The organism is Streptomyces sp. NPDC004752 (assembly GCF_053601275.1).
Genome location: NZ_JBSGBN010000106.1, coordinates 12,102 through 32,774 on the forward strand (window position 1 = coordinate 12,102; position 20,673 = coordinate 32,774).

General features: G+C 72.0%; 10 protein-coding genes and 1 pseudogene. 9 read left to right on the plus strand and 2 right to left on the minus strand.

Going from position 1 to position 20,673, the window contains the following annotated elements:
* Positions 1-104 precede the first annotated feature (104 nt).
* A complete protein-coding gene (locus ACWEKM_RS33650; protein WP_451625052.1) occupies positions 105-1,238 on the minus strand; it encodes a sensor histidine kinase in 1,134 nt (377 codons plus the stop codon).
* Positions 1,239-2,020: 782 nt separating this feature from the next.
* Between ACWEKM_RS33650 and ACWEKM_RS33655 the strand changes: the two genes are divergently transcribed.
* The 7 genes and pseudogenes from ACWEKM_RS33655 (at position 2,021) to ACWEKM_RS33685 (ending at position 8,629) form a co-directional block, all read left to right on the plus strand.
* Positions 2,021-2,371, plus strand: a complete 351-nt coding sequence (locus ACWEKM_RS33655) for a hypothetical protein (protein ID WP_451625053.1) — start codon at positions 2,021-2,023, stop codon at positions 2,369-2,371.
* A gap of 189 nt (positions 2,372-2,560) precedes the next feature.
* Positions 2,561-2,800: pseudogene (locus ACWEKM_RS33660) on the plus strand (transposase); the annotation flags it as partial.
* Between the two features lie 495 nt (positions 2,801-3,295).
* Entirely contained in the window at positions 3,296-3,517 is a 222-nt protein-coding gene (locus ACWEKM_RS33665) for a ferredoxin (RefSeq protein WP_451625054.1), read from the plus strand.
* A gap of 153 nt (positions 3,518-3,670) precedes the next feature.
* Positions 3,671-5,257 carry an ABC transporter substrate-binding protein gene (locus ACWEKM_RS33670; protein ID WP_451625055.1) on the plus strand — a complete coding sequence of 529 codons (1,587 nt, stop codon included), beginning with the start codon at positions 3,671-3,673 and terminating at the stop codon, positions 5,255-5,257.
* Positions 5,254-6,204: an ABC transporter permease gene (locus ACWEKM_RS33675; protein WP_451625056.1), complete on the plus strand. Its 951-nt coding sequence runs from the start codon at positions 5,254-5,256 to the stop codon at positions 6,202-6,204. The genes ACWEKM_RS33670 and ACWEKM_RS33675 overlap by 4 nt, the downstream gene beginning before the upstream one ends.
* Positions 6,201-7,061, plus strand: a complete 861-nt coding sequence (locus ACWEKM_RS33680; protein ID WP_451625057.1) for an ABC transporter permease subunit — start codon at positions 6,201-6,203, stop codon at positions 7,059-7,061. Before ACWEKM_RS33675 ends, ACWEKM_RS33680 begins: the two co-directional genes overlap by 4 nt.
* Positions 7,058-8,629, plus strand: a complete 1,572-nt coding sequence (locus tag ACWEKM_RS33685; protein ID WP_451625058.1) for an ABC transporter ATP-binding protein — start codon at positions 7,058-7,060, stop codon at positions 8,627-8,629. The genes ACWEKM_RS33680 and ACWEKM_RS33685 overlap by 4 nt, the downstream gene beginning before the upstream one ends.
* A 376-nt stretch (positions 8,630-9,005) precedes the next feature.
* Here the strand turns inward: ACWEKM_RS33685 and ACWEKM_RS33690 are convergent, their stop codons facing one another.
* Positions 9,006-10,676, minus strand: a complete 1,671-nt coding sequence (locus tag ACWEKM_RS33690) for a (2,3-dihydroxybenzoyl)adenylate synthase (protein ID WP_451625059.1) — start codon at positions 10,674-10,676, stop codon at positions 9,006-9,008.
* Between the two features lie 186 nt (positions 10,677-10,862).
* Here ACWEKM_RS33690 and ACWEKM_RS33695 point away from each other — a divergent pair, with 186 nt between their 5' ends.
* Both ACWEKM_RS33695 and ACWEKM_RS33700 read left to right on the plus strand, forming a co-directional pair.
* Positions 10,863-17,603, plus strand: a complete 6,741-nt coding sequence (locus ACWEKM_RS33695) for an amino acid adenylation domain-containing protein (protein ID WP_451625060.1) — start codon at positions 10,863-10,865, stop codon at positions 17,601-17,603.
* Positions 17,600-20,673 (plus strand): non-ribosomal peptide synthetase (locus ACWEKM_RS33700; RefSeq protein ID WP_451625061.1); only part of this gene is annotated, 3,074 nt, incomplete at its 3' end. The genes ACWEKM_RS33695 and ACWEKM_RS33700, both read left to right, overlap by 4 nt.

The following is a 20,673-nucleotide window of genomic DNA, read 5'->3' on the forward strand; positions in this document are numbered from 1 at the left end:
ATCAGGAGTGTCGTCGGGCACGCCCGTCGGCCGCATCGGTCCGGGGACGGGATTCCCGGACGCTCTTCGAGAGGCCGAACCCATACTTGCGAATGAGTTCCGGCTCAGTACGGCAGTGTCGCCAGGACCTGGAAACCACCGCCCGACCGCGGCCCGGCGCTGAAGGCGCCCCCGTGCGCGGCGACCCGCTCCTTCATCCCGACCAGGCCCATGCCGCCGTCGGGCACGGTCGGCCGGTGCCCCGGGCCAGGGCCTTCGTCGGTGACGCCGATCGACAACGTTCCCTGCTCCGCAGTGAGATGCACCCGGCAGCGGGTGGGCGCGGCGTGCTTGACGACGTTGGTCAGCGCCTCCTGGACGATCCGGAACGCGGACAGTGCGACACCGTCCGGGGGCTCTTCCGCGTACCGGGCCCGCAGGTCGACGCGGACTCCGGCCGCCTCGGTCGTACGCACCAGGGCCGGCAGGTCCGCCAGTCCAGGGACCGGCCCCAGGTCGTCGGCGCCGCCGTCCTGCTCCCGGCGCAGCACCTTGAGGGTGGCCCGCATGTCGCGCAGTGCCCGACGGCTGACGTCCTCGATCACCGCCAGGGCCTCCCTCGCCTCCTCCGGGCGGGTGGCGATCACGTGGTTGGCGACTCCCGCCTTGATCGCGATCAGGCCCACGCTGTGCGTGACGACGTCGTGGATGTCGCGGGCGATGCGCAGGCGTTCCTCGGTCTTCGCCTGCTCGGCCGCGTGCTCGATGGCGCGTCGCAGGCCCTCCCGCCGTTCCCGGACGGCGGCCCCCGTCGCCCAGGTGGCACCGAGGACGAGCAGGGCGAACACCATCTGCACTGCCTTGCTGCCGCCCTGGTAACCCTGTCCACCCGACACTGTCATCAGGGTCACACCTGCCGCGCACAGCCCGGCGATGAGAACCGCGGACAGCCTTGGTTGCCGCCTCCTGGTCGTGGCCACCAGGTACAGGGCGTACGCGGTGGCGAGAAACGGGCTCGGTCCGACCCCGGCGGCCAGCGCCAAGCAGGCGGCGGTCAGCACAAACCCGAAGACCGGGACGGGCCACAGCCTCCGTACGACCAGCGGCAGCGCGCTGCTCAGGGACAGCAGCCACACGGCGGTACCGCTCACCTCGCCGCCGGTGACCGGCCGCAGTACCGACACCTGGGGGAGTAGGACGAACCCCAGCGCGGCCAGCGCATCGAGCATGATCAGGTATCGACGAGGGACATCACCCATGGTGTGAACGTATGGGGTCGGTTCGAGGCACGTCCAACGCCCGGCGAGGATCGAGGCGTGTTTCCATGCGCCGCACATCCCCTGTTACGGCTTGCCGAAAGCCGAGCCCATGTCGTCCGGCGCGCAACCGATCTCTGCGCATGGCCGCCAACATCCGTGTTCCGGCGGCCTGTCCACCGCGCCGCACGGCATGCCGGCAGTGGCTCCTGGCCGGTACCCGGGCCGAGGAACCGTTCCTCACCGACGGCATCATGAGCGAGATTTTCGCGAGACGCCCCGGTCAGGCTTCGTCGGTCTGTCGTGATGGCCTCCTGTCGACGATCACGTAATTGCATGACCGCCGACACCTCCAGTTGAATGTCGCATGGCGCAGGCGGTACAGGGGACGGGGGAGCCAAGTGAGCAGCGCGGGTGACGGTACGCCTTCGGGGCGGCGGATGAGTGTGGGGGAGATTGCCGCGTTGGTCTCGGCGGTCACCGCCGTTGTCGGGCTTCTGTTAGCGGTGTTCGGAGTACCGCTCGTAGGTGGTTCATCACCCAACCGGCCCCTCGCCAACGGTGCCGGTGCCCCTGCGACATCGGCCGTTTCCGAAGCGCCGGCCCCATCCGCATCGACCACGCCGGCCGGTCCGCAGGCGTCTCCTCCGCCCGCGTTGCCAAGTGGCTGGCGCCGTGTCAGCGCACCCGGCCTCAGCGTCACCTTCGCCGTTCCGGACGGCTGGACTCAGGTGGTCGACAGCGATCTCCAGAGCAACTGGCGCTCCCCGGACAAGGACCATGATATGAGCGTCAAGCGGGACTCCTCGTACGGATCGACGCCCGAGGCCGCCTCTGCCGGACAGCTCGCCTGGTACCGCGACACGGCCAAGTCCTCGATGGCCGACCTCAAGGTCGTCACCCGCCCGACTAGGCAGAGCGGCAAGGACGCTCTCTGGCTGGAGATCGACTACCGCTGGGCCGGCCAGGCCGAACCCCGCAAGCGTGTCGAGCTGTTCGTCGCGGGCAAGGCAAGCCATGTCTACCAGCTGCTCTTCGACACCGCTGCCACGCCCAAGAAGCTGGCGGCCCAGCGGCAACTGTTCGCTGCCGCACGCGACCAGTTGCTGATCGACACGAGTACGCCGACGTCGTAGGTGGTCCCCGACGATGTCGGCATATCTGCCGAAGACACGTGTGGCTGATGTGATGGGTTGCGTCCAGGGGAATGGTGTACGGGTTCGACCTGATCCGGGGGTTTGCTCCGGCGTCGGGATGGTGCCTGCATAGATGAACGGCCACCGGCTGATCTTCGAAGTGTCGATGCCTCGAAGGAGATCAGCACGATGACCGCGCCTGACAGTGTGCCCCTGCACGCCCTCGCCGAGGACAACCTCGCCGCGGCGAGCCCCGATCTGCTGCGCGCGATGGTCAAGACCTTCGCCGACGCACTCATGTCCGCGAAGGCCGACGCCCTCTGCAACGCCGAGTGCGGGTAGGTCGGCGACGAACGCGTCAACCACCGCAACGGCTACCGCCCGCGCGAGTGGGGCACGAGGGTCGGCACGATTGAACTGGCCATCCCCTACCGGTCGTGTCCCACGTCGTGGTGTAAGAGCTGCGAACAGAATGGGAGTCCGATCAGCGTGCGGCGTCTGGTGCGTGCGATCGCAAGGCGCCGGAAGGTCCTCGTAGCGGAGCTACTAGGGCGTTTCGGCAACGCCGCGTGGGGGCACCTCCCGGCCGAAGGCTGGGGGAGTGCGTGCCAGGCGTCGCGCGCCGGGCGCCCATTCTGTTCGCAGCTCTAAGCCGGTCCGGCGGAGCCGCCTCCCCGACCTGCGGATTCAGGCGGCCTGATCGGCTGCACCACCCGCCGGGACGTCATCCCCCGAACCTGTGAGCCGGGTTCGACGTGCGTGCCGCCGCGCAGCTTCCGCGACCAGGCGCCGCCGATCGCCTGCCCCGCTCCTGTCCGGGGGGTCGGGTCGGCAGCGGTGAAGAGGGCGGAGAGGTGCCCCGGGTTATTGAATATGGAAGTCATTATCGATACTGTCTGGCTGTCGCAGCAGGGGAGGGGCCGCATGACCTCGGCAGGCCGGGCGTCCGGTATCCGGAAGATCAGCGCGGAGCGGGATCGGTGCGTGGGGGCGGGACAGTGTGTGCTCGCCGCGCCGGCCGTCTTCGATCAGGACGAGGAGGAAGGGCTCGTACTCATCCTTGACGAGAGGCCGCCGGTGTCCCAGTCGGACGCTGTGCACGAGGCCGTGTGGGCGTGCCCATCCGGTGCTCTTCTCCTGCGGTAGCCCAGCAGCCGCTCAATTGCGGTAAGCCGGTGCGGCTCCTTCTGCGCGCACGCTCGTCGACCACCGGCCGCCTGCCCTGGTGTCGACCTCATCTCGCACCCCGCGGAGCTTCCCGGCGCCCGGGTTCAGCTCAGCAGAACGTCAAGGAGAAGCATGTCCAGACAGATCGATCGCCGTGCCTTCCTCCGCCGGGGCGCGGCGGGAGCCGCGGCTCTGGCTGTGGGACCCGGCCTGCTGTCAGCGTGCTCCACCGACGAGCCCGGCTCCGACCGGAAGTCGGGATCAGGTTCCTCGCCCCGCTCGGGCGGCACGCTACGGGCCGCCTTCGTCGGAGGCGGCGCCTCCGAGACGCTCGACTTCTTCAACGGCCCTTCCGCGCTGGATCTCGTGCGCGCCCGGGCCTGGCACGGCACCCTGGGCAACCTGGACCCCAGCGGGCCCGACGGGGTGCGCTACGGCGTGATCAAGGGCATCGACATCTCCGACGACCTGTCGACCTACACGCTGCATGTGCGACCCGGCGTCCGCTTCACCGACGGCTCCGAGCTGACCTCCGCCGACATCCTGCACTCGCTCAGCGCCCTCGCGGCCAAGAGCACGCTGCCCGTGTACCGGCTGGCCGCCGCGAACTTCGACCTCGCGCGCGCCAAGGCCGACGGCGCCCTGAAGGTCGTACTGCCCACCCTGCGGCCCATCGCCGACGGCCGCATGATCCTCTGTCAGGGCAACTTCCTCGTCGTCAAGGACGGAACCAGGAGCTTCCGCAAGGCCATGCCCAGTTGCGGGCCCTTCCGGCTGACCGAGTTCACGGCCGGTCAGGGATCGGCGTTCGAGCGCTACGACGACCACTACGGTCACGTGCCCCACCTCGACGGCCTGGAACTGCGATCGATCGCGGACTCGACCGCCAGGGCCGGAGCGCTGACGAGTGGTCAGATCGACTTCGCCCACGACCTCTCACCCGTCACCGCACGCACCCTCGCGGACAACGCGAAGGTCGAACTCGTCCCGACCAAGGGCCCTTACCTGGTCGGCCTCTCCTTCCAGATGAACATGAGCGTCAAGCCCTTCGACGACCCGCGGGTGAGGGAGGCGTTCAAGCTGGCGGTCGACCGGGAGGCCATGGTGAAGACGGTGTTCTACGGCAACGCCGAGGTCGGCAACGACCTGCCCTCCATGGGCTTTCCCGACTATGCCGAGAGCCTCCCTCAGCGCGCCCACGACCCGGAGCGGGCCCGCGAGCTCCTCAAGGAAGCCGACGCCGACGGGATGAAGGTCCGGCTGACCACCGGCCCCGAGACGCCGGGCATGGTGGAGATGGCCTCCCTCTTCGTCGAGGACCTGAAGAAGGTCGGTGTGCGTGCGTCGGTCCGCGAACTGCCCGCGGGACAGCTCTACGCCGACTTCCCCGCGTACGCGGCGCTGCCGCTGGCCGGGTCGTACCAGATGCCCATCCCCGCGCTGTCGACCTACCAGATGAGCACGGCGGGTGGATCGCCGTCGGCGTTCGGCTGGAAGGAGGCCGAGACCGACGCCCTCGTCGCGAAGGCCCGAGCCGAGAGCGACCGGGCACGGGCGAGGAAGCTGGGCACGCGGGCGCAGCGCACGCGTTGGGAGGAGGGCAACCAGGTGCTGCCGGTCTTCAAGCCGAACCTGAACGCTCAGGCCACGGGGGTCGACGGGATACGGGACGACCTCTTCGAACAGTTCCCCGGCTTCTCCCAGGCGTCGCTGGCGTGAACCTGCTCGCGTTCGCCGTCCGTCGCCTCGCGGGAACCGTCGTCCTGCTGGTGCTGCTGTCGTCCGCGGTCTTCGCGGCCACGGCCGTCCTCCCGGGAGACGCCGTCAGCGCAGTCGCCGGCGTGGACGCCTCCGATGCGCAACGCGCTGACGTCCGTGCCGAACTCGGGCTGGACCGGCCCGCGGCCGAGAGGTACGCGGACTGGGCGGCCGACGCGGTCCGGGGGGACCTGGGCCGTGGCTTCGTGGGGGAGCGGCCGGTCACCGACGTTCTCGCCACCCGTTTGCCCAACAGCCTGCTCCTCGCCGGACTTACGCTCGCGGTCACCGCGCCGCTCGCCGCGCTGCTCGGCCTGTGGACCGGACTGCGCGGGGGCGCCGCCGACCGCCTGGTCTCGACGTCCGCCCAGATCCTGGCCGCCGTACCCGAGTTCGTCATCGCCGCGCTACTCGTCGCGGTACTGGCGGTATGGCTGGACGTCCTCCCGCGCGTCTGCGTCATCCCGCTGGGAGGGACGCCACTCGACGTCCCGCGCGCGCTGATCCTGCCCGTGCTGACGCTCAGCGCGGTCGGTCTCGCGGTAGCCGCCAGGCTGCTGCGGGTCTCCGTCGCGGACGCGGCGGCCACACCGTACTGCGAAGCGGCGCGGCTCAACGGTGCACGCGGGGTGCGGCTCGCGGTGCGTCACATCCTGCCCAACGCCGCCGGACCGGCCGTACAGGCGCTCACCCTCACCACCGGAGCGCTGGTCGGCTCGGCGGTGGTGGTGGAGAACGTCTTCGACTACCCGGGCATCGGCCGGGAGCTGCAACTGGCCGTTGCCGCACGGGACGTACCGATGGTGCAGGGCATCACCACGGTCCTCGTCGCGGTGATGCTCGCCGTGCTGCTGCTGGGTGACATCTGCGCGCGTCTGCTGGGCGCACGGGAGGGGCACGGCCGATGACGACGGTCCTGACACCACCGCGGAGGCGGGCCCGCACGGCCCGTCCCGGCACACCCGGGCGACGCCGGCTGCCGCTGCTCACCGGCGCGGGCACACTGCTCGTACTCCTGCTCGCCGTGCTGGGACCGCTGGTCGCGCCGCACAGCCCCACTGCGCAGCTCGCCGCGCCCTTCCAGCAGCCGGACGGGCACTTCCTCCTCGGCACCGACGTGCTGGGCAGGGACGTGGCGAGCCGGGTGCTCAGCGGCGGCAGGACCATCGTGCTCACCGCGCTGGCGGGGACGGCGGCGGCCGGAGCCGTCGGGATGACCGTCGGCGTCATGGCGCCCATGGTGTCCCGTCGGCTGGGCGACCTGCTGGTCCGCTGCGTGGACGCCCTCGCCGTCCTCCCGGCCCTCCTGGTCGTCCTCGTCCTGGCCGCCGGATTCCCGGGCAGCGACGCGGCCCTCGTGGCAGCCGTCGCCCTGGCCACCGCCCCCTTCTCCACCCGGGTGCTGCGTGCCGCGGCGGACACGGTCTTGAACAGTGGGTACGTCGAGGCCGCCCTGGCCCGGGGCGATGCCCGGCGGGCCGTACTGCGCCACGACGTGCTGCCCAATATCGCCGGCCCGGCCCTGATGGACACCGCTCTGCGCCTGGTCGCGTCCTTGCACCTCACCGCCACCGCGGGCTTCCTCGGCCTCGGGCAGGGCGGAGCGGCGCCCGACTGGGGGCGCATGGTGAGCGAGAACGTCCCCGGGGCGACACTGGCCGCCACGCCGTTCCTCGCTCCGGCCCTGTTGCTCGTCCTGCTGTCCGTCTGCGTCGGTCTTCTGGCCGGACGGCTGGCGGACACGGTGGGGCGGGGGGTCGCATGAGCGGCCACGTGACCGTTCGCCTGCCAGGGGCGGACCCGCTCGCCGAAATCAGCCGACTGTCGCTCGGCCCGACGGCCGGCGGCCCGCCCGTCCTGCACGACACCTGCCTGTCGGTGCAGCGCGGGCAGGTGCTGGGGGTCGTGGGCAGGTCAGGATCCGGCAAGAGCAGCCTGGCGTACAGCCTGCTCGGACATGTCCGTCCCGGTCTTGAGATCCGTGCCGGAACCGTCCGGGTGGCCGGCCTCGATCCGTTCGACCGCGCAGACGCCCGTCGGCTGCGGGGGCGGGTGGTGTCGTTCCTGGGGCAGGACCCCGCCTCGTCGCTCAACCCCGCGCTCCGGATCGGCACGCAGATCGCCGAGGCGGTGCGCCTGCGCTCGGCCGCGAAGCGTGCGAACGACGTTCGTGCGCGGGTCGAGGAGCTGCTGCTGTCCGTGCGGCTGCCGGCCGACCGGGCGTTTCGGCGGCGGCTGCCGCGGCAGTTGTCGGGAGGGCAGGCCCAACGCGTGGCCCTGGCTCTCGCGTTGGCGGGTACGCCCAGCCTGCTGGTCCTCGACGAGCCCACCAGCGGTCTGGACACGGTCCTGGCGGACGGGATGCGCGGCCTGCTGGCCGAGGCCCTGTCCGACGGGGACCGTGCCGCGGTGCTCGTCAGCCACGACCCGGCGTGGATCGCGTCCGTGGCGGACGACGTGATCCGCCTGGAAGGAGGCCGGATCGTCGCGGCCGGGACGCCGAAGGCGCCGGTGCCCGTCCAGCCATCTGTGGCTTTCCCGGCTGGTGGTCCCCGCTCGGGGGATCCGCGGGGCGCCACCGCCGCCGTCGGAGGGCTGTCCGTGCGCGGGCTGGACGCCGCCCACGGGCGTGATTCCGTGCTGTACGACGTCTGTCTCACCGTTCCGGCAGGCTCCCACACCGCCGTGGTGGGTCCGTCGGGGTCAGGGAAGACCACCCTCGCCCGGTGTCTCGCGGGGCTGCACCGGCCCGCACGGGGGAGTGTCGAGTGGCGGGAGGACGGTGTGGAGCGAGGGCGCGGTGCTCCGGTGCAGCTCGTCGCGCAGGACGCCCGCGGCGCTCTCAACCCGCGGGAATCCGTGAGCGGCGCGCTCATGCGTCCTCTCAGGGGCGTGGGGCGCCGGTCCGTCCGGGACGCGTCTCACGAAGCCGTACGGCTGCTCGGGCTGGTCGGGCTCGGCGAGGATGTGCTGACACGCCGGCCGGGGGAGTTGTCGGGCGGCCAGCGCCAACGCGCCGCACTGGCACGGACGTTGGCCGCAGAGCCACGTGTCCTGGTCTGTGACGAGATCACCTCGGCGCTGGACCCGGAGACGGCAAGTGGGGTCCTGGACCTGTTGGACTCGCTGCGGCGGACGCTGGGACTGACGGTCGTCATGGTGACGCACGACCTGGCAGCCGCCGCCCGCCGCGCGGAGCGGGTCGTCGTCCTGGACGCGGGGCGGGTGGTCGAGGCCGGTCCCGTCGACCGGGTGCTGGTGGCCCCGGAGCACCCGGTCACCAGGGAACTGCTCGCCCACGCCGACGGGCCCGTCCTCGCCGTGCCGGAGTAGCGGCGGTGAAGGACTTCTTACGGCCGACAGGAGGAGCGCCCCGCTCAGCAGGCGCTCCTCCGCGCCACGCCTTGGAGCTGCGAACAGAATGGGCGCCCGGCGTGCGGCGTCTGGCACGCACTCCCCCAGCCTTCGGCCGGGAGGTGCCCCCACGCGGCGTTGCCGAAACGCCCTGGTAGCTCCGCTACGAGGACCTTCCGGCGCCTTGCGATCGCACGCACCAGACGCCGCACCCTGATGACTCCCATTCTGTTCGCAGCTCTTAGTGTCTGCCGGAAAATAACTTGCTGGTTTTGCGACTTGACCTCGCAGCTCAACAGGCCGCTCACCCACATGTTGTTCTTCTGCAGACCCTTAGAGCTGCGAACCGGAGCTCTCACTGCCGGAGCAACTCCTGTGCCAGCGCAGCCTTGTCGACCTTCCCGACGGCGGTGAGCGGAAGGCCGGGGACCCGGACGACCTCGTCCGGCGCCTTGTGACCGGCCAGCCCGCGCTCCCGCAGATGGGCGGCGACCTCCCGCGCGCCGGGAGCCGCGCCCACGCAGACGACGAAGGCGACGGACCGCTCACCCCAGCGCTCGTCGGGCACACCGACCAGCGCCGCCGCCGTGATCGCCGGATGTGTCAACAACTGCTCCTCCACCTCGACCGCGGCGATCTTCTCGCCGCCACGGTTGATCTGGTCCTTGATCCGTCCCACCACCACGAGGTGCCCGGTCGGCAGCCGCCGTACCACGTCGCCGGACCGGTAGTAGCCGTCCGGGGTGAACGCCGTGCGGTTGTACTCCTCGGCGCGGTAGTAGCCACGCAGCGTGTACGGGCCCCGAGTGAGCAGTTCACCCGCCGTACCGTCCGGCACGGGCCTGCCGTCGGTGTCCACCACGAGGACTTCATCGTCCGGCGAGACGGGCCGGCCCTGGGTGGCGCAGACGAGGTCCTCGGGGTCGTCGAGGCGCGTGAGGTTGATCAGGCCCTCCGCCATGCCGAAGACCTGTTGCACGGTCACCCCGAGTGCCGGTCCGAGCTTGCGGGCGTGGTCCTCCGGCAGCCGCGCCCCGCCGACCTGCACCACCGCGAGGCTCCCGAGGTCCCAGGAACCGGACACGGCCTCGTCCATCCAGTGGGGAACGAGCGGCGGGGTCAGGGAAGTCAGGGTCACACCCTCCCGCTCGACGAGGGCGAACGCCGTCTGCGGGCTGGGGTCCGGCGCGACGACGACGGTTCCTCCGGCCATGAGGGTACCCAGCACACCGGGGCAGGCGAAGGTGAAGTTGAACCCGATCGGCAGGACCGCCAGGTACACGGTCCGTGCGTCGAGCGCGCAGACCTGGGCACAGGCGCGCGCGTTGTAGGCGTAGTCGTCGTGCGTCCGCGGGATGAGCTTGGGAAGCCCCGTGGTGCCGCCGGACAGCAGCAGGAGGGCGACATCCGCGGGGCCCGCTCTGCCGTCGTCGGGGCCGGGACCGGGCGCGGGCAGGGCGTGCCTCGCGATGGGGCCGAACGCGGACGACAGGTCCACCCGCAGCGCCTCGAACGGGACGAAGTCGTCGTCCGGGCCGGGGTCGCCGACCACGACGACGTGCCGCAGCGAGCCGTCCGGCCCCTGCTCCGCCCGTACCTCGCGCATCAGTTCCCGGTGGTCGAACCTGGCATGCCGGTCGGGCACCACACACGCCACGGCACCCGCCACGCGCACCAGATGACCGATCTCCCGGCGCCGGTGGCCGGGCATGGCGTGCACCGGAACCGCCCCGAGCCGCTGCAACCCGAACCAGACGAGCACGAACTCGGCGCAGTTGGGGAGCTGGACCACCACGCGGTCACCCCGGCCGATCCCCAGCCCGCGCAGTCCGCGGGCGACCCGGTCGGCATCGGTGTCCAGTTCCGCATAGGTCCACCGCCGGTCCCCGTCGACCAGGGCGACGCGACCTCCATGGTCGGCCGCTCCTTGGCGCAGGCGCCTGCCGAAGGTCACCCCCTGCCAGTGTCCGGCGGCTCGGTAGCGCGCCGATTCGGCCTCGGACCAGGTCTGTTGAATCGCGGTCATGGCGCTTTGCCTCTCATTGCCGGTCCTCGGGCTCTGGCGCCGAGTCCCGTCTCGTGACTACGATGTGAAGTATAGAAATGATAATCATTTCTATCTAGTGGGGGATCGCGGCCCTGCGCGAGGCAGTTCCCGGCGTCCGCCGCCCCTGACCCGACTCCCACCCCATCCGACCGGAAGGCCCCATCAGTGAGCGATGAAACAGTCGTCCAGGCGCGGACACCGGAAGGCGATCTCGTCCCTCGTGACCTTCACGCGCCGACAGCGGTGCGTAAAGCGGTGGCGCGCGCGCTGGAGATGGCGCCACAGGAGGTGGACGACGACCGTGACCTCTTCGAACTCGGTCTCGACTCGCTGGTGTTGATGTCCTTGGTCGGCGCCTGGCGGCGCGAGGGCAGCACGGTCACCTTCCAGGACCTCACGCGTGAGCCGACCCTGGGGGCCTGGACGGCCCTGCTCGGGCAGGGACGGCGTGGCGACGCACCCGCCACCGCGCGACCCGACCCGCCCACGACGCTCGACGCGGAGACGGACTCTTTCCCGCTGGCCACGATGCAGCACGCCTACTGGATCGGACGCCAGGACGGACAGCCCCTCGGTGGCGTCGCCGCGCACTTCTACGTCGAACTCGACGGCCACGAAGTCGATCCGGCCCGGCTCGACACCGCCCTGCGGGCACTCGTGCGACGGCACGGCATGCTCAGGGCCGTCTTCGACGAGGAGGGCCGCCAGCGCTTCGGTACTCCAGGCGTGTCACTCACCGTCCACGACCTGCGTGAACGCACCCCCGACGAGGCCGAGTCCGAACTGGAGCTGCTGCGCGAGCGCAACACGCACGCCCGCCCGGACGTCACCGTCGGCGAGGTCTTCCGCGCGGCCCTGTGCCTGCTCCCGGCGGGCGGCACCCGCCTGCAGATCGACCTGGACATGATGGCCGGCGACGCGCTGAGTCTGCGGGTCCTCCTCTCCGACCTGCGCCGCTTCTACGAGTGTCCCGACGACTCGCCGCGCGAGATCGGCCTCGACTACCGCCGGTATCTCGCGGAGCACGACGTCCGGCGAAGGGCGGAACGCGAGCAGCACGCCGCCTGGTGGCGGGAGCGCCTGCCGGACCTGCCACGCGCCCCACGGCTGCCGACGACCGTCGACCTGCTCACCCCGGTCAGCGCGGAAGACCGCACGCTGACCCACTCCCGCCGCCTGCACCACTGGCTCGGCCCCGCCGACAAAGCGGCGCTGATCAGCGCCGCGCGCCGGCACGGCATCACCCCCGCCGCCGCCCTCGCCACCGCCTTCGCCGAGGTCATCGCCGCCTGGAGCGACAGCCGGCGCTTCCTCCTCAACCTCCCGCTGTTCGACCGGGAGATGTTCGTCCCCGAAGTCGCCCATCTGGTGGGGGACTTCAGCAGCTCGGTCCTGCTCGACGCGGATATGAGCGCGTCCCTTCCGTTCTCCCGGCAGGCTCGCGGCCTTCAGGAACGCCTACAGGAGGGCATCTCCCACGGCGCGTACGGCGGTGTCGAGGTGCTGCGCGACCTCGCCCGGGTCGAAGGGGCCCCGGTGCTGGCCCCGGTCGTCTACACCAGCGCCATCGGGTTGGGCGAGATCTTCGAGCAGGACGTCCAGAAGTCCTTCGGCCGCCCCTCCTGGATCATCTCCCAGGGCCCGCAGGTCTACCTGGACGCCCAGGTGACCGAAATCGACGGCGGTCTCCTCCTCAACTGGGACGTGCGGGACGGCGTGTTCGAGGCCGGCGTGCCCGACGCCGCGTTCGACGCCTACCGCCGCCTCATCACCCACCTCGTGTCGGACCCCGACGCCTGGGCCCGGCCGGTGGACGGCCTGCTCGCACCCGACGTGCTGCCCCGGCGCGCGGTGGCGGCCCTGCCGCCCACGCCCGTCCCGGACCGTGCCCTGCACACCCGCTTCTTCCGGCTCGCGGAGACCGAGCCGGGCCGCACCGCGGTCGTCCGCACGACCGGTGACACGCTCACCTACGGCGAACTCGGCCGCACCGCACGGCGGATCGCCGCGTTGCTGCGCGATAACGGCGTGCGGGAGGGCGACACCGTCGCGGTGACCCTGCCCAAGGGCGCCGACCAGATCACCGCGGTCCTCGGCATCCTTGCCGCGGGCGCGGCCTACGCCCCCGTCGGCGTGGAACAGCCCGCCGTGCGCCGGAAACGCATCCACTCCGTGGCCGGGGCGTCCGCGGTGCTCACTGACCGGGATCACGCCCACCTCTGCGTGGACGTCTCCTCGGCCCCGGTGCTGCTCCTGGAGGACGCGTCGGGGGCAGAGCCCGCACCGGTCGTCCAGCCGGGCCCCGCCCTGCCCGCCTACGTGCTGTTCACGTCCGGCTCGACAGGACTGCCCAAGGGCGTCGAGGTGTCGCACCGGGCGGTCGTCAACACCATCGAGGCGATGGAGGAGCAGCTCGGGCTCGGTCCCTCGGACCGCACTCTCGCGATCTCCGCGCTGGACTTCGACCTCGCCACCTGGGACATCTTCACCCCGCTCTCCGTCGGCGGACAGGTGGTCGCCGTAGGACAGGAGCATCGCCGGGACGCCCACCACTGGGCACGGCTGGTGCGCACGCACGGGGTGACGCTGGTGCAGTGCGTGCCCGCCCTGCTGGACCTGCTGATGGCCGCCGGGGAGGACGAGGGCCTCGGGAACTCCCTGCGCATGGTGCTGCTCGGCGGGGACTGGGTCGGGCTCGACCAGCCGCGCAGGCTGCGCTCACTCGTACCCGGCTGCCGTTTCGTGGTACTCGGCGGCATGACCGAGGCCGCGGTCCACTCGACGGTGTTCGAGGTGGAGGAGACCGACCCGGCCTGGAAGTCGGTCCCCTACGGCGTTCCGCTGCGCAACATGCGGGCGCGTGTCGTGGACGGACGGGGGCGCGACTGCCCCGACCTCGTCCCCGGAGAGCTGTGGATCGGCGGCCCCGGTGTGGCGAACGGCTACCGTGCGGACCCCGAGCGCACCGCGCAACGCTTCGTCGAGCACGACGGTGAACGCTGGTACCGCAGCGGTGACCTGGCCCGCTGCCGGCCCGACGGTGTGCTGGAGTTCCTCGGCCGCGCCGACCACCAGGTGAAGATCGGCGGCCACCGCATCGAACTGGGCGAGGTCGAGTCCGCGCTGGAGGACGGCCCCACCGTCCTGCACGCGGTCGCCACCGTCCTTGACACACCGGTGCGGCACCTCGCCGCGGCCGTATCCGCCCGTGGCGAGGCACCCGACCCGGAGGAGGTCCGCCTCCGGGCGGCGGTGCGCCTTCCCGCCTACATGGTCCCCGAGCGAGTCCTCGTCCTTCGCGACCTGCCGTTGACCGCCAACGGCAAGCTCGACCGGGCGGCTGTCCGCCAGGCGCTGACCGAGGCCGCCGGCCAGGACGGACCTCGCACGTCGGCACCGGTCGGCCCGGTGGAGACCGCCGTGGCGGCCGAGTGGGCCGAGCTGCTCGCCGTGGCCGACGTGGGACGCGAGAGCAGCTTCTTCCTGCTGGGCGGCGACTCCCTCGTCGCGACGCGCATGATCGGCCGGCTGCGGGCCGCCGGCTTCCCCGGCGCCCGCGTGGCCGACCTCTTCGCCCGCCCCGTCCTCCAGCACTTCTGCGAGACGCTGCACCCCGCGACGGCCGCCGCCGACGAGCCGCCACGGTCCGCCGCTTCCGTCCTCGTGCCCGACCCGGACCACGCCCACGAGCCGTTCCCGCTGACGGACGTCCAGGCCGCGTACCACACCGGCCGCGACCCCCGTTTCACCCTCGGCGGCGTCGGCACCTGGCACTACACGGAGTTCGACGGCACCGACGTCGACCTGGACCGGCTGGAGCGCGCCTGGAACACCCTCGTCCGTCGGCACGGCATGCTCCGCGCCGTCGTCGAGGACGGACACCAGCGCGTCCTGCCCGACGTACCAGCGGTGCGCATACCGGTGGAGGACGCCCGTGCCGACGGCGCGGCCGAGGCCCTGGCCGGCCTGCGCGCCCGCCTGTCCCACCAGGTCCGCGACCCCGCGCGGTGGCCGCTCTTCGCTGTCGAGGCGGTGCGCTACCGCGACGACGAAGGCGCCGAGGGGAAAGCCGACGAGGTACGGACCCGTATCGGCGTCGGCCTGGACTACCTCCTGCTCGACGCGCTCTCCATCACCACGCTCTACGCCGAACTGACCGCGCTCTACGCCGACCCGGGACACGAACTGCCGCCCGTCGACGTGACGTTCCGCGACTACCTGACCCGCCCCCAGGCGGACCCGGAGTCGGCCGCTCGGGCGCGCGCCCACTGGCAGACCCGGCTGTCCGAACTGCCGCCCCCCGCCTTGCCCTTCGACCGGGACCCGGCGACCCTCGACGCGCCCGTCTTCACCCGGCGCCGGCTGAGCCTGCCCGCCGAGGACTGGCAGGCCGTCAAGCAGAGCGCGGCCCGGCACGGCCTGACGCCCTCCACCGTCCTGCTGGCCCTGTACGCGGAGGTCCTGGCGGCCTGGAGCGGAACCGACGCCCTGACCGTCACCCTCACCCTCTTCAACCGGCGTGACATCCACCCCCACATCCACCGGGTGCTGGGCGACTTCACCTCCCTGTCCCTCGCCGGTCACCGGCGCGAGGGCATGAACTGGCTGGCGGCGGCCGTCGCGCTGCAACGCCGTCAGGCGGAGGACCTCGACCACGCCGACGTGCCGATCGACTGGCTGCTGCGGGAGTTCGGCCGTCGCACGGGCACGGTGGACGCCGCCGCACCCGTGGTGTTCACCAGCGCCATCGGCGTCGGTGACGCGTCGCTGGCCGGACCGGGCACCGGCTTCCCCGCGAAGGTCTGGGGCATCTCCCAGTCCCCGCAGGTCTGCCTGGACAACCAGGTCACGGAGGAGTCAGGGAACCTGGTCGTCACCTGGGACGCCGTCGAGGAACTGTTCGCCGAGGGCGTGCTGGATGCGATGTTCGCCGCCCACGCACGGCTGCTGCGGCACCTCGTGGCCGGTGACTGGGACGCACCGCTCCCCGACCCGCTGCCCGCCTCCCAGCACGAACGGCGGGCCGCCGCCGCACGGGAGGCCGCCCTGGAACCGGTGGCGCCGCGCCTGCTGCACGAGACGTTCTTCACCCACGCGACGGCCACCCCCGATCGCACCGCCCTCGTCACGACGACAGGGCAGGAGGTGACCTACGGAACCCTCGCCGAACAGGCGCTGCGCACCACCGCCGCGCTCGGCGACGCCGGCGTGCGGCCGGGCGACCTGGTCGCGGTCACCCTGCCGAAGGGCCCGGAACAGATCGCGGCGGTCCTCGGCGTCCTCGCGGCCGGCGCCGCCTACGTTCCCCTCAGCCTCGAACAGCCCGCCGCACGGCTGGAGCGGGTGCTCGCCACCGCCGGTTTCCGTACCGTCGTGGGGAGTTGGCCCGCCCGGGCGGGAAGTGGCCCACGCCCCCTGTCCTTCGCGGACACGCAGGGCCGCGACCCGCTGCCCGCGCCGTGCGAGACGTCCCCGCAGGCGCTCGCCTACGTGATCTTCACGTCGGGTTCCACGGGCGAGCCGAAGGGAGTCGAGATCACCCACGCCGCCGCCTGGAACACGATCGCGGACATCAACGCCCGGCACGGCATATCCGGCGAGGACCGCGTCTTCGCCCTGTCGGCACTGGACTTCGACCTGTCCGTGTACGACGTCTTCGGCCTGCTCGCCGCAGGCGGCTCCCTCCTGCTGCCCACCGAGGACCAGCGCCGTGAACCGGCCCGCTGGCCGAGTCTGCTGGACCAGTACGACGTGACCGTCTGGAACAGCGTCCCCGCCCTGCTCGACCTGCTGCTCGACGCCGACGAACAGGGGCAACCGGAAGGCGGACGGACCGGAAAGCTGCGGACCGCACTGGTCTCGGGAGACTGGATCGGCCTCGACCTGCCCGCCCGGCTGCGGGCCCGGACCGCGCGGCCCTGCGCCTTCGTCGCCATGGGCGGAGCCACGGAAGTCGCCATCTGGTCCAACACCCTCACCGTCGCCGAGCCGGACCCCCGGTGGGTGTCCATCCCCTACGGACGTCCCCTGACCGGCCAGCACTACCGCGTGGTCGACCGGGACGGGCGGGACTGTCCCGACTGGGTGCCCGGCGAACTGTGGATCGGCGGCGCGGGACTGGCCCGCGGCTACCTGGCCGACCCGGTCCGCACCGCCGAGAAGTTCGTCGAACAAGACGGGCGACGCTGGTACCGGACGGGTGACCTGGGCCGGTTCCGGGGCGACGGACTGCTGGAGTTCCTCGGCCGGCTCGACAACCGGCTGAAGATCGCCGGCCACCGTATCGAGGCGGGCGAGATCGAGGCCGCGCTGGAGGCACACCCGGCCGTCACGCGGGCCGCCGTCGTGGCCGTGGGGGAGCGCACCGCCAAGCGCCTGGTCGCCTTCGCCGTACCGCAGGACCCCACCGCAGGCGGCGCATGCGCCGACGAGCCGGTTCCCACCGAGTCCTTCACGCCCGCCGAGAGCTCCGAACTCACCGAGGACCTCTTCGGCTTGCTGGCGGAGCGGTTGCCGGTCTACGCCGTCCCGTCCCGCATCCTCCTCCTGCCCGCCCTGCCCCTCACTGCGAACGGCAAGGTCGACCGGGGAGCCCTGGCCGGCCTGGCGGGACCGGAGACGGTGCCCGCCGGTGCCGAGCCGCCACGGGGCGAGACCGAGACCGCCCTCGCCGGGCTCTGGCACGAGTATCTGCCGCACTGGGTGCCGGACCGCAACGCCAATTTCTTCACCGTCGGCGGCGACAGCCTCACCGCGCTGCGCCTGCTCACCGCGATCGAACGCCGCCTCGGGGTCACCGTGCCCGTCCGCCGCTTCTTCGCCGCACCGACCATCGCCGCGCTCGCCGCGGACGTCACCCGAACGCTCGCGGCCCACGAGACCGCCTACGAGACCGGAGAGCTGTGAACATCGCTGAACTGCTGGCCCGCTACGCCGACGAGGGCGTGGTGCTGTGGGCCCAGGACGGACAACTGCGTTTCCGGGCCCCCCAGGGTCGGCTCACCGACACACACCGAGCGGAACTGCGCACGCACAAGGAAGCCATCCTCCGCCACCTGGAGGCAGGGGAGGCGGCGCTGCACGCGGACCCGGACAGCCGCCACGAACCCTTCCCGCTGACGGACATTCAGGCCGCCTACCTCATCGGCCGCACCGACGCCTACGCCTACGGGGGCGTCGGCTGTCACGCCTACGTCGAACTGGAATACCCGGACCTGGACGTGGACCGCGTCACCGCCGTATGGCGGGAACTGGTCCAGCGGCACGACATGCTCCGCGCCGTCATCCACCACGACGGCTACCAGCAGGTCCTGCCCGACGTGCCCGCCCTCGCCGTCGGAGCCGACGACTTGACCGCACTCCCGGCCACCACCGCGGAGGCGGAGGTGGAGCGCACCCGAGCACGTCTGTCCACGCGTGAGGCGCCCACCCACCAGTTGCCGCTCTTCGACGTGCACGTGAGTAGGACCGCCGAGCGGGCTGTGCTCCACCTCGCCTTCGACATGCTCGTCGTCGACCACGCCAGCCTGCGCATCCTGCTCGCCGAGTTCCAGCGGCGCTACGGCGGCGCCGCCCTCTCCGAGGCACCGCGGATCACCTTCCGCGACTACGTCCTGGCCCGCCGCGCCCTCGCCGACACCGAAGGCCACACCCGCGACCGCGCCTACTGGACCGAACGGCTCGACACCCTGCCGCCCGCCCCCGAACTGCCCCTCGCCGAAGCCTGGGAGGCCGCCGTGAGCGCCACCGGGGAAGCGATCCGCACGTCGGCTCCCGGGGACGCGGTGACGTTCCGTCGGCTGGAGGTCCTGCTGCCCGCGGCCGACCGGGACCGGCTCACCGAGCGGGCCGCGCGACGCGGGCTGACCGTGTCGACGGCCCTGCTCGCGGCGTACGCCGAGACGGTCGGCAGCTGGTCGCGGACCAGCCGGTTCACCCTCAACGTGCCCACGGTCGACCGGCCCGACCTGCACGAGGACATCGGCCGCCTCATCGGTGACTTCACCTCGCTCGAACTGCTCGCCGTCGACCTCGACGCCCCGGCCACCTTCGCCGAACGGACCAGGACCATGGGGCAGCAGCTCCTCGAAGACCTGGCACACCCGCTGTTCACCGGCTCGGAGGTGCTCGCCGAACTCTCCCGCAGGGCCGGTGCCCCGGTGCTGATGCCGGTCGTCTTCACCAGCGCCCTGGGCACCGGCACCACCTCCGAGGGCGTACCTCCCGAGGTCACATACGCCGTGACCCGGACGCCACAGGTGTGGCTGGACTGCCAGGTCATGCACCGCGGTGACACGCTGAGCCTGTCCTGGGACATCCGGGAGGGCGCGCTCAGCCACGGCGTCGCCGACGCCATGTTCGAGGCATACACGGCACTCGTGCGGTCGCTGTCGGCCGAGGGCGAGGCCGGTGAGGCAGCCTGGGACGCACCGGCCCGCATCGCCCTGCCCGAGGCGCAGGCGGCGCGCCGGATCACGGTCAACGCAACCGAGGGGCCCTTGCCGGACGCCCTGCTCCACGAACCGGTACTCGCCCAGGCACAGGCCACACCGGACGCGATCGCGGTCCGCACACCCGAACGGGCCCTCTCCTACCGGCAGCTCATCGCCCGTGCGAGCGCTCTCGCCGAGGCACTGACGGCGTCCGGACTGCGCCCCGGGGAACCGGTGGCCATCTGGATGGACAAGGGCTGGGAGCAGGTCGTCGCAGTCTTCGGCACCCTCATGGCGGGCGGCGCGTATCTGCCCGTCGACACGGCCCAGCCGCCGGCCCGCCGGGACACGATCATCGCGGACGCGGGCGTCCGCACGGTCCTCACCCAGTCCTGGCTCGCCGAGCTCGATGACCTCCCGGCGGGGGTGTCGGCCGTCGCCGTGGACCTGTTGGAGGAAGCCACCGCGGACGGTACGATCGTCGCCGTCCGCCGGGATCCGGACGACCTCGCCTACGTCATCTACACCTCGGGCTCCACCGGCACGCCCAAGGGCGTGATGATCAGCCACCGGGCCGCCCTCAACACCGTCGAGGACATCAACCGCCGCTTCGCCGTCACCGAGCGCGACCGCGTCCTCGGCATCGCGGGACTCGGCTTCGACCTGTCCGTCCACGACCTGTTCGGGCCGCTCGCCGTGGGTGCCACTCTCGTCCTGCCCCAGGCCGACCGGCGCGGTGACCCCTCCCACTGGGCCGAACTGGTCCGCGACTTCGGCGTCACGGTGTGGAACTCCGTGCCCGGCCAGCTCCACATGCTGTGCGACTGGCTCCGCTCGGAGCCCTCCACCGAGGACGGCTCGCTGCGGCTCGCGCTGATATCCGGCGACTGGATACCGGTCGCCCTGCCCGACCAGGCCCGTGAACTCCTGCCGGGGCTGGAGATCATCTCCCTGGGCGGAGCCACCGAAGGCTCCATCTGGTCCATCGCCCACCCGATCGGCGAGGTGGACACCGCCCGCCCGAGCATCCCGTACGGCAAGCCCCTGACCAACCAGACGTTCGCCGTGCTCGACCGGCACCTGCGGCCACGGCCCGAGTGGGTGCCGGGGGAGCTGTACATCGGCGGCGCGGGCGTCGCCCTGGGCTACTTCGGCGACGAGGAACGCACGGCACAGCGGTTCCTCACCGACCCCGCCACAGGGGAGCGGTTCTACCGCACGGGCGACCTCGGACGGTACCTCCCCGACGGGACCATCGAGTTCCTGGGCCGGGAGGACGCCCAGGTCAAGATCCGCGGGTACCGCGTCGAACTCGCCGAGGTGGAGGCCGCGGTGCAGGCCCACCCGGCGGTGGCGGCGGGCGCTGTCGTCGTCGACGACTCGGCGGCGGGCGGGCGACGCCTGGCCGCGTTCGTGGAGACGGCACGCAAGGACGGCGCGGCGGCAGGCGCGGCGGGCGGGACGATGCGCCGGGCCGGCGGTGAGCCTGCCGCGACGAGCAGGCGGCGGGCGCGCGCCGCGGCCGCCGACGCCGTACGCGAAGC

Coding starts and splice junctions, on each gene's coding strand:
- ACWEKM_RS33655 (WP_451625053.1), top strand. CDS start 2,021: ATGAGCGTCAAGCGGGACTCCTCGTACGGATCGACGCCCGAGGCCGCC.
- ACWEKM_RS33680 (WP_451625057.1), top strand. CDS start 6,201: ATGACGACGGTCCTGACACCACCGCGGAGGCGGGCCCGCACGGCCCGT.
- ACWEKM_RS33650 (WP_451625052.1), bottom strand. CDS start 1,238: ATGGGTGATGTCCCTCGTCGATACCTGATCATGCTCGATGCGCTGGCC.
- ACWEKM_RS33670 (WP_451625055.1), top strand. CDS start 3,671: ATGTCCAGACAGATCGATCGCCGTGCCTTCCTCCGCCGGGGCGCGGCG.
- ACWEKM_RS33690 (WP_451625059.1), bottom strand. CDS start 10,676: ATGACCGCGATTCAACAGACCTGGTCCGAGGCCGAATCGGCGCGCTAC.
- ACWEKM_RS33685 (WP_451625058.1), top strand. CDS start 7,058: ATGAGCGGCCACGTGACCGTTCGCCTGCCAGGGGCGGACCCGCTCGCC.
- ACWEKM_RS33665 (WP_451625054.1), top strand. CDS start 3,296: ATGACCTCGGCAGGCCGGGCGTCCGGTATCCGGAAGATCAGCGCGGAG.